The organism is Paenibacillus sp. FSL H3-0302 (genome assembly GCF_037982245.1).
GTDB classification, from domain to species: Bacteria; Bacillota; Bacilli; order Paenibacillales; family Paenibacillaceae; genus Paenibacillus_AQ; species Paenibacillus_AQ odorifer.
The window spans coordinates 4,958,666-4,971,734 of record NZ_CP150284.1 but is presented as its reverse complement, the minus strand read 5'-3'; the positions used below and the strand labels follow the sequence as shown (position 1 = coordinate 4,971,734).

Genomic DNA, 13,069 nt, shown 5'->3' with positions numbered 1-13,069 from the left:
TTAAGGTCAGCCAGAGTTTCTGGTTGACTTTTTTTTGCTGGATATGACGTAATTTAAAGGGTGTAGTCTTTAGGGGCGTTGCTCGGACGTTTCGCTCATAACAAAAGGTGGCGTACAGTGAAAATCCTGTACGCCACCTTTTAGTTAACTTAAGACTCACTAGTGCTCGTAATTGAATCGTGCAGAAACATTTGCGGCCAGCTTGTCCTTTTCTTTAGCCCACAGCATTCGTGATAGCTTCGCATTCGTCCGAGCAATGACCACTGTGCTGTGTTTCACAGTCCTCACAGCAAATATGCTGAAGATGACAAGCATCGTTAGCACAATTGATAAATTGGTCAGCTGGCTGACCGCAGTGATGGCATCGTCCGACAACGATATCCTCGTCGGTATGATTAATCTGTACGGAAATCCGCTCATCGAAGACATAACATTTTCCATCAAACAGTTGGCCCTGTACCTCAGGGTCTTTACCGTAAGTCACAATGCCGCCATCCAGCTGGTACACCTGTCCAAAACCTTCCTTCATCATAAACCCGCTTAATTTCTCGCAGCGGATCCCGCCTGTACAGTAGGTCAGGATTGGTTTATCCTTAAGGTCGCTCATATTCTCGCGAATCCAGTCCGGGAATTCTTTGAAGCTGTCTACTTCGGGGCGGATGGAGCCGCGGAAATGACCAAGATCGAATTCGTAACCGGTACGACCATCCAGAATCACCACATCGTCGCGCTGCATCATTTCATAGAAATCTTTAGGCGCCAGATGCTTTCCGGTAATCACGTTAGGGTCCAGTTCATCCTCGACCCGGAACGTCACGAGTTCTTTTTTATAACGAACGAAGATCTTTTTGAAGGCATGACCCTCAGCCTCATCGATCTTGAAGACGATATCGCTAAACAGAGGGTTTGCGCGCAAATCCTTCATATATTGCTCGGTTTGGGCAACCGTACCTGATAGTGTTCCGTTAATGCCTTCATCTGAGATGAGAATTCGTCCCTTTACATCAAGCTCTTTGCAGTAAGCCAAATGCTCCTGGGCGAATTGTTCTGCATCCGGCACTTTTACAAATTTATAGTATAGCAGAATTGCATATTCCGATTGTGGATTCATTCATTTCACCTTTATCATTAGAATTGGAGTACTAAATAAACATTTAAGTATAAAAAGTATTGTAACATATTATCAAGTATTGACAAGAGATGTGGTACAGTAACCTGAAGAAAGCTGGAATAAATAACATTTTTCAGCGATACCGGATTAAGGTCAGCCAGAACCTCTGGTTGATTTTTTTGCTGAATATAGGCGGTTTTCATGGATAGTTAGGATTAGCGAAACCGTGAATCGCCACGCACGTATATATTTTCATTCATAAGTCACATGTTGACTTTAATTATAAGGAGGAACTGCGGGATGAGTGCTCATGAGATTGATTATGCCATTATGGGTGAGGAAATACAGTGTGTAGAGGTGCAGCTTGACCCAGGAGAGAGTGTAATTGCCGAAGCCGGGAGCTTCATGATGATGGATCAGGAAATAACAATGGAGACGATATTTGGCGACGGCAGCGGAGGCTCGCGTGGAAGTGGCTTGATGGGGAAGCTGATGGGCGCGGGCAAACGTCTGTTGACAGGTGAAAGCTTGTTTATGACTGTCTTTACACACAGTGGTTCTTATGGACGTAAAAGTGTCACCTTTGCTGCTCCGTACCCAGGCAAAATCATCCCGCTCGACCTGCAGCAATACGGTGGAAAAATCATCTGTCAAAAGGATTCATTCCTTTGCGCGGCAAAGGGCGTTTCAATCGGTATTGAATTTCAGCGTAAGCTGGGTACCGGCTTTTTTGGTGGTGAAGGTTTTATTATGCAAAAGCTGGAGGGTGACGGACTTTCATTTGTACACTCTGGCGGTTATGTTATGGAACGCACACTTCAACCGGGAGAGACGCTTAAGCTGGACACTGGCTGTCTAGTCGCTATGACGTCTTCGGTGGATTATAATATTGAGTTTGTAAAAGGGGTCAAAACCGCGCTGTTCGGCGGCGAAGGCCTGTTCTTCGCAACGTTGCGCGGACCCGGCAAGGTGTGGGTACAGTCGCTGCCATTCAGCCGAATGGCCGATCGCATCCTATCCGCTGCCGGCAACAGCGGTCGGAAAGAAGAAGGAAGCGTGCTTGGCGGGCTAGGCAATTTGCTGGATGGTAGATAAGTCTGCGTGAGCGCATTGCACAGCGTGGAAGTAGAGGACAATGGAATGTTGAGTGAGCGTGCGAAGTGCTGAGTAGATGAGGCAGAGAGCGTGCGAAATGTGGAGTGAGCGTGGAAATGCTGAGCATATGAGGCAAAGAGCGTGCGAGATGTGGAGTGAGCATGGAAATGCTGAGCATATGAAGCAAAGAGCATACGAAATGTGGAGTGAGCGTGGAAATGCTGAACATATGAAGCAAAGAGCGTGCGAAATGTGGAGTGAGCGTGGAAATGCTGAGTATATGAAGCAAAGAGCGTGCGAAATGTGGAACATACGAGGTATACAACATTACAAGAGGACGCGTCGTTTCAGCGGTGGCGCTATAGGGTGTGGTGAAACAAGGGCAGAAATGCCCTTGTTTTACTGTAAAGGTTTAGTATCGCGCGAAAGAAGGGCAAAAATGCCTTTGATTCGCACGTATTAGCTAGTGTGGTGCGAAAGAAGGGCAGAATTGCCTTTGATTTGCTCGAATGAGCTAGTTTGGCGCGAAAGAAGGGCAAAAGTGCCTTTGATTTACTCGAATGAGCTAGTGTGGCGCGAAAGAAGAGTGAAATTGCCTTTGATTTACTCGACACTGTCAAATGTACGGTATAAATCCCGCAGATAGAGCCGATGGGGCACATATAGCCAAATGTACGGTATAAATCCCGTAGAATGGAGCCGATAGAGCGTATACGGTCAGATGTACGGTATAAATCCCGTAGAATAGAGCCGATCGAGCGTATACGGTCAGATGTACGGTATAAATCCCGCAGAATGAAGCCGATCGAGCGTATACGTCCAGATGTACGGTATAAATCCCGCAGAATGAAGCCGGTGGAGCAGTTGCGGCTAAATGAACGGGATAAATCCCGTAGAATGGAGGCGATCGAGCGTATACGGTCAGATGAGCGGTATAAATCCCGTAGAATGAAGCCGATGGAGCGTATATGGCTAAATGAACGGTATAAATCCCGCAGATGAGCTACTCCAACAAGCAATAAGTTACTTATGTTCGATAGGATATCACCGTTCGGCGTCTGCAATATCAACTTTAAATTGTCCTCCACTACCGCTATCGCTACCACTACTACTGTTACTGCTACCACTACCACTACTACACTATCACCACCACCACTCCTGTATCTTTAAACCAATTTATAGTTTGTTAGAGCCGTAATGAGCTATGCTCATTTACGGTTTTTTATGTTTTTTAAGTAATGGTTGGCCGAAGTAGATGACCACTCAGGTACAATTGGGATAGTTTAATTGATAACTATATAATACCAGCTCATGAGTAGCAGGTTCAGGTATGATGTGTTCAACACTATATCGTACTTTGGAGGAATGTATATTGGTAAGGGACGTGGAATTTGGCAAGGAAATTGAGAGTGCTATTTGTTGGGCTAAGGAGCGGCTGGGGTCGCAGGAGTATCCGCTGCGTTGTCTTGCTTTTGTTGAAGATGCCTATGAAAGAAGCAATGGGATCGAAATGTGGGGAGGCAGCGATGCACGCGAATCCGCAGAGCTGTACGATGCGCACAAGAATACCGGGGCTCCGCCAGCTGGCGCGTTTGTTTTTTATGCTTGCTCAGGGTTGGTGGACGGTGAGTTTAAGGATTGGGGGCATGTAGCTTTGGCCCTTGGGAATGGCGAGGCCATTCATGCCTGGGATAAAGTTAGGATAGATCACTACATGGAAATTTGCCATCTGCAAGCTGCTCCGGGCTGGAGCCAACCAGAACTTATCGGCTGGGCACCTGTAGAGAGAGTTCTTGCCGGGATTCAGAAGAAACAATGGGACTAGTTGATATCCTTAAACCTAACTTATCCAAGAACCTAGAAGGTGCCGTAAACAGGTGCTTCATGGGTTCTTTTTTCTTCCTTCCGATTTGACTAACCCTATGCACGGTGTATATATTATTTGGCAGACCCCCTTATATTGTTAAGGCTGGACCGGAGGCATGATATGTTCAAAATATTTATTATAGAAGATGACCGTGGACTTGTGGCTTTGCTGCAGGATTATTTACATAAGTTTGGATATGAAACGCAGGCGGTGAGTGATTTTGAGCGGGTCCGCACTCAGTTTGAGGCGTTCACGCCACATCTGGTACTCCTTGATGTTAATTTGCCCAAATACGATGGTTATTACTGGTGCCGCCAGATTCGCGGAATTTCAACCTGCCCTATTCTTTTTATATCTGCCCGCGATGGCAAAATGGACCAAGTAATGGCGCTGGAAAATGGAGCCGACGATTATATCACTAAGCCTTTTGATTACGAAATCGCGATGGCCAAAATCAAAAGTCAGCTGCGGCGCGCCTACGGCACCTATGCCGGTGGGAATAATGAACGCACACTAAACGTTGCCGGAATGACGCTGGATGTAGAGCGGCTAATCCTTACCCGAGGCGAAGCTAAAGTGGACTTAAGCCACACGGAAGCCAAGATACTAGATGAGCTAATGCAAAAATCAGGTGCCATCGTTACCCGGGACAGGCTGCTCGAAAAAATCTGGGATGATCAAGCCTTCGTGGATGAAAATACCTTAAATGTATATGTTACACGTGTACGCAAAAAACTTGCCGCTCTCGCTATCACAGATGGACTACAAACCGTGCGCGGTCAAGGCTATCGTTTGATTCCGAATTGGGGGGATGAGGAATGAAGTTGTTATTACGGGAACAGTTCCCCCTGATCGTGGTCTATCTAGCCCAGCTAGTCCTGATCACATTAGTGTATCGGCTGGATGGAGGCAGCGGTCTGAATGTAAGTTTATATGCCGCGCTACTCAGCACTTGTCTACTGATTGGCTACCTCGCTTACCGTTACGTCACCAATCGCACGTTTTATGAACGTTTGGAGACTACGCCCTCCTCTCTCGATGAGGCAGGTGGCCCTACACAGGATTCTCCGCTAGCCGTAAGCTTGCGAGGTTTACTGGGGTCGCAATTCCGCCTCTACAAAAATGATTTGCACAGCTACCGCCACAAATTAGAAGAACATATTCACTTTATTAATCAATGGGTACATGGCATGAAGACGCCGTTGTCTGTCATTCATCTGATCATTCAGGATAAGGATGGCCCTCCTTTTACGGCAATTGGTGATGAACTGGATCGTCTGAAAAAAGGACTGGATACCGTGCTTTATACGGCCCGTCTGGATACTTTCGAGCACGATTTTTATGTGGAACGGCTGAATTTGGAGACCATCGTACGTGGTGTGACCTCTGAGCAGAAGCGTCTTTTTATTCGAAAAAGAGTATTTCCAGCTATACAAATAGATGAGCAGATTACCGTAACCACGGATGAAAAATGGCTCACTTTTGTCCTTACGCAGCTGATTACGAACGCTGTACGTTATACGACAGAAGAGGGCAAACATGTTTATTTCCAAGGGATGGTCACGGAAGATAAGCAGACTGTGCTTGAGATCCGGGATGAAGGAGTAGGCATACCAGCAGGAGATCTGCCGCGCGTGTTCGATGCTTATTTTACCGGGGTGAATGGACGAACCTTCCAGGAATCTACGGGGATGGGTTTATATCTCGTGAAGCAGATCTGCGGCAAGCTTGGACATGAGGTGAGTATCCGTTCCGAAGAAGGAAGCGGGACCACCGTGCGGATTGTATTTAGGGAGCAGCATATAACAAACCTTACAAATGTGTAAGGGCATTGTAAGTTTCAGAAATAGCAGCCTATGTGTACACTTTGTATAATGAAGGCAATCCAGTCGAAAGAAGGAGAGGTAACACTTGCCCATTCTAGATGTTCATAATTTATCAAAAATATATGAGGGTAAAGTGTCCACTCAGGCGCTGAATCATATCCGCTTTTCTGTAGAAAAGGGGGAGTTTGTTGGCATAATGGGTCCATCCGGGAGCGGTAAAACAACGCTGCTCAACACGATTGCCACCATCGACCAACCGACCTCCGGTCAGATTCTGATCAACGGCCGAGATCCTAATCTGCTTAGCAGAAAAGAAAAGGCGCTTTTTCGCCGTCATGAGCTAGGCTTCGTCTTTCAGCATTTTAATCTACTGGATACGCTCACTGTAGAGGAAAACATCGTATTACCTTTGACGCTTGCAGGTGCTCGTGTCTCAGAGATGGAGAGCAGGCTGAAAGAGGTCACTACCTTGCTTGGCATCGAACATTTGCTGAAGAAGCGCACGTACGAGGTCTCAGGCGGACAAATGCAGCGGGCGGCTATCGCCCGGGCGATGATTCATCGTCCATCGTTAATTTTGGCGGATGAGCCCACAGGCAATCTGGACTCCAAAGCCTCAGGGGAAGTCATGAATATGTTGACAGAGGTGAATAAGGAAGAAGGAGCTACGGTGCTGATGGTCACACATGACGCAGTGGCTGCAAGCTTTTGCAACCGGGTCATCTTTATTAAAGACGGACGTTTCTATAGTGAAATGTACAAGGGCAGTAATAGAGGCGCTTTCTTCCAAAGTATTATTGATATGCTGTCTCTGCTTGGGGGAACCAGCCATGACCTTTCGGCAATTCGCTTATAGGAATGTAACACGTAATAAACGCAAATATGCCGCTTATTTTGTCGTCAGTGCTTTTTCGGTGATGATCTTTTTCGTGTGCGCTTTGTTTATTTACCATCCGGATATTTCAAAGAGCTTAATTTATAGTACGGCGGCTCATACGATGATGGTGGCAGAGGCAATTATTTATGTCTTTTGTTCTTTGTTCGTACTCGTATCCGTTGGATCCTTCCTGCAGTCGCGCAAGATGGAGTTCGGAATTTTATTGATGCATGGAATGACGAAGAGACAGCTGAACACCATGGTTTTTCTGGAAAATATGATGATCGGCACCTCTGCCATCCTGACAGGTACCCTTCTCGGGTTACTTCTGGGCAAATTATTTTTGATGATCGGATCTACTTTTTTGGGAATTCCCCTGTTAACCTTTCATCTCCCATGGCAGGCACTTGTGCTTACGATTTGCAGCTTCGTGTTATTGTTTTTTCTGATATCGCTTTGCACCTTTGTTTTTATCGGCAATGAGTCACTGATGCGTCTGTTTCAGGGAGAGCGTAAGGCAGAAGAAGAACCCAAAGTATCCTTTGTATTATCTATTATTTCTGCTGTACTGCTGATCAGTGGTTATTATATGGCGGCTACTGCAAAAGCTGCTTCCGTAGAGAAAGTCATGTTTCCGGTCGTTGCGATTACGGTTATCGGGACGTATCTCTTTTATACCCAGCTAAGTATTTGTTTGGTTAAGCTGCTTAAGGACATTCGGCACTTGTATTGGCATCGTACGAATATCATCACTTTATCCGGTTTGTCCTACCGCTGGAAAGAGAATGGCCGAATGTTTTTTATGGTGACGATTGTATCCGCAGTCTCCTTCACTTCCGTAGGGGTATTTGCATCGATACATACACTTTCCAGAGAACTGAAATTGGATTATCCCGCAGCAGTGGGTTATGTAGCCAAAGGAAATCAGACGGGTGTACCCTTTGATCAGCATCTGAACGAAATTAAGGAAGAGCTCAAGACGCACGAACTCCCTTATGAGGCGCTTAGTATCCCGATTAAATATGCTGAGGTTGAAGCTCAGACTGGACCCGATCGCACTTTACGCCTTCCCTTGATTGCTTTCAGTGATTATAATCTCGCCCTGCAACGTGCAGGGTTCCCAACAGATGAGCGTGCTCTGGTGGGCAACGAAGGTCTGGTGATGATTGGTTCACAGCGGGATCGCAGTTTAACAGAAGGCAGAGTAAAAGCGGTCTATTCCTTGCAGCAAGGACTTGCCATTAAAGAAATAGGTTATACCGAGCAAGTTCCCATCGCCGAATATTTATTGCCGGAGCTGGATGGTAGAGATGGCGGGGATTTTAGTGGTGTCGTGATCAGTGATGAGCTCTACAGCGCTATTGATCCCGTGCAGACGGATCTTTATACAGGTTTTTATGTAGAGGATTTTCCACAGACGGTAGGTATCGCTGCTGATCTTGCCCATAAAGGCAAACAGTCCTATGAAAGTGATTCTCCGTATGCGATTGTGATCAGCGGCACGCTGTTTGAGCTTCAGAAAACATTGTATAACACAATGCTTTTTGCTTCCTTGCTGGTGGGTACTGTCTTTTTTATCGCGGCAGGCAGCTTTCTTTACTTCCGGTTATATACCGATCTTGATCATGATCGCAATCAATATTCCACTTTGTCCAAGATGGGACTTACGGATAAAGAACTCAATCGAATAGTTACGATTCAGCTGTCTTTGTTGTTTTTTGTGCCGGTCGGAATAGCTATTTTACACAGTGTGTTTGCCTTTATTGCGCTTCAACGGTTGTTCTACTTATCTATCGCAACGGAGACAGGCGCGGTGTTACTCGGATATTTGGCTGTTCAAGGACTATACTTCTTTTTTATTCGCAGCCGCTATTTACGCAACCTGAAGAAGAACTTGATATGAGAAATGGGGGTAACAAGATGCAAGCATGGATTACAGATTTTATGGAGCAGTTTGGTTACTTCGGTATTTTTCTGATGCTGGCCTTTGAAAATATATTTCCACCAATTCCTTCAGAAGTGATCCTGCCCTTTGGAGGATTTATGACGACTACGACGAGCTTGACGATCCCTGGTGTAATCATTGCTGCCACGGCTGGTTCACTACTGGGTGCAGTAATTCTCTATTATATTGGCCGATTATTGGATGTGAGCCGGTTAGAGAAACTGGTTGAACGCTGGGGTAGCCTAATTAGGGTCAGTAAAAAAGATATCCACAAGGCTGACGCCTGGTTTGATAAATATGGCTACTGGACTGTATTGTTTTGTCGGATGGTTCCGCTGGTCCGCAGTCTGATTTCGATTCCGGCGGGAATGTCGGGCATGAAATTTGGAGTATTTATGATCTTCACAACGATTGGCACATTGGGATGGAATTTGCTGCTTGTGCTTATTGGCGCGGCTTTAGGAGAATCCTGGGAAGACATTGCTATGTACATGGACGTGTACTCCAATGTAGTCTATGTACTAATTGCTGGCGGATTAGTTATTCTTGGGTTTCTGTACTTCCGCAAACGCAGCCGGAGAATGAACACTGAGGGCTAAGCGGGTAGTGGACTGATAATAGAAATGACTATTAAAAAGGAGGGAAACACATGGAGCTATTAACGATTATTAAAGCCATTATTTTGGGGCTTGTTGAAGGTTTAACCGAATTTGCTCCAGTATCCTCCACGGGTCATATGATTATTGTTGATGATATGTGGCTGAAATCACAGGAGTTATTTGGACAATATACGGCAAATACCTTCAAAGTAGTTATTCAACTGGGTTCAATATTAGCGGTTGTTGTGATCTTTAGAAATCGGTTCATTGATTTGTTAGGCTTAAAGCGTTTCAGCCGTAAGCAGTTGGATCCTGTAACAGAGGAGCTACCGCAGTTGGAGCAGGGCGGGCATCTCAAGCTGACTCAGGTTCTGGTAGGGTTAGTGCCTGCAGGTGTGTTAGGTGTTCTGTTTAATGATTATATTGATGAGCATTTATTCTCTACCTCAACAGTGTTAATTGGTCTAGTGATTGGGGCTATATTAATGATTATTGCCGATCTGTTTGGGCCGAAGAAGATCAGAACTGAGAGTGTAGATCAGATTACATACAAACAGGCACTTGGTGTAGGTCTTGTACAGTGTTTTTCGTTATGGCCTGGATTTTCACGCTCGGGCTCGACGATTTCTGGTGGAGTACTCCTCGGGATGAGCCATCGTGCCGCTGCTGATTTTACGTTTATTATGGCAGTACCCATCATGGCAGGTGCCAGTCTGTTGTCACTGATGAAAAACTGGCAATATTTCACCATGGACGCGTTGCCGTTTTTTATTGCAGGCTTTATTAGTGCCTTCCTATTTGCGCTGTTATCGATGCGTTTCTTCTTAAAACTGATCAATCGTATCAAGCTCTTACCGTTTGCTATATACCGTATAATTCTTGCTGCTGTAGTATATTTCGTATTTTTCTAAGTCCGTTATAAGGAATCGATATAACAGAAGCCCCAGTAATCTATTGCAGATTGCTGGGGCTTTCACGTATGATGACATCAGATTAAGACACTCAAATGATGAATGATATCGGAGACAGGTGCTGACCGGAAAATAGTAATTCGGTAGGCTTAATAGGGAAATTCGGTTCGAAGCCGATGCGGTCCCGCCACTGTAACGGAAGAATCTCGAGCAACAGAGGTCACTGGCAATTTACTACTGCTGGGAAGACTGCTCAAGATGTTGACGCCGCTAGCCAGGAGACCTGCCTGTTTCAACAGCACTGCTTCACCTACGGAAGATAGGGAGGTGTTAGACGTTAACCATGGGTATATCATGGGCGTCTTTCCCTTTGACTTTTTTAGGGAAGGGCGCTCTTTTTTATAGGAAAGCAAGTAGCTTTGGAGTTTGAAATAAGAGATGGAAGAGGGAGTGTATCGAGATGACGAATAAAGTAAAAGTAAGCAATCTTGGATATCCGAGAATCGGAAAGAACCGCGAGTGGAAAAAGTCACTGGAAGCCTACTGGCAGGGGAAAATAAATGAGGAGCAATTCCGCTCCGAAATGGCAGCAATTCAGCTGCAGCATTTGAAGACCCAGCAAGAGGCAGGAATTGAGCTTATTCCGGTAAATGATTTTACTTTTTATGACCATGTGTTGGATACGGCTGTTATGTTTGGAATTGTACCTCCACGGTACACGTATGATGGCGGCGACATCGGGCTTGATCTTTATTTTGCAATGGCCCGTGGTAATGCTGAGGCTACTGCCTGTGAGATGACCAAATGGTTCAATACGAACTATCACTATATCGTTCCAGAGATCGGCACACAAACACCACGCCTGACTGAAAATAAACCTCTAGCGGCTTATCGTTTTGCTAAATCGCAGGCAGGGATTGAAGGTAAACCGGTACTTTTAGGTCTGTATACCTTCCTTAAGCTGTCCAAAGGTTACGCAGCGGCAGATATCGCCAAGATTGCTGCACGTTTTGTTCCAGTCTATGTTCAACTGCTACAGGAACTGAAGCAAGAAGGGGTAAGCTGGGTACAAATCGATGAGCCAGCGATTGTTACAGGCATAAGTAAAGAAGAATTAACACTGCTTAACTCGATATACACAGAAATTGCCGGCTCCGTGCCGGGCTTGAATATTATTTTACAGACGTATTTTGAAGCTGCTGAACCGTTGGAAGCACTGCTAGAGTTGCCTGTTCAAGGCTTGGGTCTTGACTTTGTGCACGATGGTGGAGCAAATCTGGCTTCTATCGAACGTCTTGGCTGGCCGAAGGACAAATGGCTGGGTGCCGGAATTATTGATGGACGGAACATCTGGCGTTCCGATTTAGACGCTAAGCTGCAACTGGTAGAAAAGCTCAGTGTTCATGTGCCGCTTGATCGTCTTATTCTTCAGCCTTCTTGCAGTCTGCTGCATGTCCCAGTCACCGTTCAAGGTGAGGTGAAGCTGAAGGCGACAGTTAAGAATGCGTTAGCTTTTGCCGATGAGAAGCTTGCAGAGCTTAGTCTGCTCGGAGCAGCCCTCGCAGATAAAGGAGAAGCTTCTAAAGCAGCGCTGGCCGCTAGTCGTGAAGCTATTGCAGCATTCCGCGCACTACCTGAGCGTGGCCGTAAGGATGTGGCGGAGCAAGTGCTTGCACTTGCAGCTTTGCCTGACCAACGCAGTTTGCCTTTTGCTGAACGCTTAAAGGTGCAGCAAGAGAAATGGCAGCTTCCACTTCTGCCAACCACTACAATTGGTAGCTTCCCACAGACAGTAGAAGTGCGTCAGGCGAGATTGAAATGGCGTAAAGGGGTCTGGAATCAGGAGCGTTATGATGGATTTGTTCGTGAGCAGATCGCGGATGCAATTACCTTCCAAGAAAAGCTAGGTCTGGATGTTCTGGTCCACGGTGAGTTCGAGCGTACAGATATGGTGGAGTTTTTCGGAGAAAAGCTGGACGGATACTTGTTTACTAGTAATGGCTGGGTTCAATCCTACGGTTCCCGTTGCGTTAAGCCACCGGTGATCTACGCGGATGTTGCATTTATACAGCCTATGACTGTTAAAGAAAGTGTCTATGCACAATCGTTGACGAAGCTTCCGGTTAAAGGAATGTTGACGGGTCCTGTAACTATCCTCAATTGGTCATTTGTACGTGATGATCTCAGCCGGGAAGAGGTAGCCAATCAAATTGCTCTTGCCCTTCGCCATGAAGTAAAAGCGCTAGAAGATGCAGGCATCGAAATGATTCAAGTGGATGAGCCGGCTATACGTGAAGGACTTCCGCTTAAGGCAGAAGACCGTGAGCATTACCTGAACTGGGCAGTGAAGTCGTTCCGCGTTGCTACGAACCATGTGAAGGCTACGACACAAATTCATACGCATATGTGCTATAGCGAATTCAATGACATGATCGATTCCATATCGGCTATGGATGCTGATGTAATCTCCATTGAGACTTCACGTAGCCATGGGGAGCTGATTATCAGCTTTGAGGAGCAGGCCTATGATAAAGGAATTGGTCTTGGAGTGTATGACATCCATAGTCCGAGGGTTCCGGCTGTAGAAGAAATGACGGCGAATATCGATCGTGCGCTGCGGGTGCTGGACCCTGAACAGTTCTGGATTAATCCGGATTGCGGTCTGAAAACACGTGGCTGGCAGGAGACAGAGGATGCACTACGTAACATGGTAAGCGCTGCTGCTATTGCGAGGGAAAAGTCAGGGGTTATTGCATCAAAATAGACATAAATAAATTAGAGCCAGGGTAATTTACCCTGGCTTTTTAGTTCACTTATTTTTTTATAATCAGCTACTTG

General features: G+C 46.0%; 11 protein-coding genes and 1 riboswitch. Of the genes, 10 read left to right on the top strand and 1 reads right to left on the bottom strand.

Going from position 1 to position 13,069, the window contains the following annotated elements; genetic code table 11:
- Window positions 1–214 precede the first annotated feature (214 nt).
- Entirely contained in the window at window positions 215–1,111 is an 897-nt protein-coding gene (locus tag MHH50_RS22135) for a rhodanese-related sulfurtransferase (RefSeq protein WP_076302702.1), read from the bottom strand.
- A gap of 300 nt (window positions 1,112–1,411) precedes the next feature.
- On the opposite strand from MHH50_RS22135, the gene MHH50_RS22130 reads away from it, so the two are divergent.
- From MHH50_RS22130 to metE, 10 genes are all read left to right on the top strand, one after another.
- Window positions 1,412–2,206, top strand: a complete 795-nt coding sequence (locus MHH50_RS22130; protein ID WP_038572584.1) for a TIGR00266 family protein — start codon at window positions 1,412–1,414, stop codon at window positions 2,204–2,206.
- 693 nt (window positions 2,207–2,899) lie between these two features.
- The gene (locus MHH50_RS22125; protein ID WP_340033387.1) at window positions 2,900–3,208 is read left to right on the top strand and encodes a hypothetical protein; all 309 of its coding nucleotides are present in this window, start codon (window positions 2,900–2,902) and stop codon (window positions 3,206–3,208) included.
- A 370-nt stretch (window positions 3,209–3,578) separates the two neighbouring features.
- Window positions 3,579–4,031, top strand: a complete 453-nt coding sequence (locus MHH50_RS22120; RefSeq protein ID WP_340033386.1) for an NlpC/P60 family protein — start codon at window positions 3,579–3,581, stop codon at window positions 4,029–4,031.
- Between the two features lie 162 nt (window positions 4,032–4,193).
- Window positions 4,194–4,895, top strand: a complete 702-nt coding sequence (locus MHH50_RS22115; protein ID WP_076280510.1) for a response regulator transcription factor — start codon at window positions 4,194–4,196, stop codon at window positions 4,893–4,895.
- Entirely contained in the window at window positions 4,892–5,899 is a 1,008-nt protein-coding gene (locus tag MHH50_RS22110; RefSeq protein ID WP_076130702.1) for a sensor histidine kinase, read from the top strand. Before MHH50_RS22115 ends, MHH50_RS22110 begins: the two co-directional genes overlap by 4 nt.
- 85 nt (window positions 5,900–5,984) lie before the next feature.
- On the top strand, window positions 5,985–6,755 hold the full coding sequence (locus MHH50_RS22105; RefSeq protein ID WP_076130701.1) for an ABC transporter ATP-binding protein: 771 nt from the start codon (window positions 5,985–5,987) through the stop codon (window positions 6,753–6,755).
- Window positions 6,730–8,679 (top strand): FtsX-like permease family protein, encoded by a 1,950-nt coding sequence (locus MHH50_RS22100; RefSeq protein ID WP_340033385.1) that lies wholly within the window; start codon window positions 6,730–6,732, stop codon window positions 8,677–8,679. The genes MHH50_RS22105 and MHH50_RS22100 overlap by 26 nt, the downstream gene beginning before the upstream one ends.
- A 17-nt stretch (window positions 8,680–8,696) precedes the next feature.
- A complete protein-coding gene (locus tag MHH50_RS22095) occupies window positions 8,697–9,320 on the top strand; it encodes a DedA family protein (RefSeq protein WP_076218903.1) in 624 nt (207 codons plus the stop codon).
- A gap of 50 nt (window positions 9,321–9,370) precedes the next feature.
- Window positions 9,371–10,231 carry an undecaprenyl-diphosphate phosphatase gene (locus MHH50_RS22090; RefSeq protein ID WP_076130699.1) on the top strand — a complete coding sequence of 287 codons (861 nt, stop codon included), beginning with the start codon at window positions 9,371–9,373 and terminating at the stop codon, window positions 10,229–10,231.
- Between the two features lie 99 nt (window positions 10,232–10,330).
- A riboswitch (cobalamin riboswitch) is annotated at window positions 10,331–10,537 on the top strand.
- 154 nt (window positions 10,538–10,691) lie between these two features.
- Window positions 10,692–12,995 (top strand): 5-methyltetrahydropteroyltriglutamate--homocysteine S-methyltransferase, encoded by a 2,304-nt coding sequence (gene metE, locus MHH50_RS22085; protein ID WP_076308949.1) that lies wholly within the window; start codon window positions 10,692–10,694, stop codon window positions 12,993–12,995.
- The last annotated feature ends 74 nt before the right edge of the window (window positions 12,996–13,069 follow it).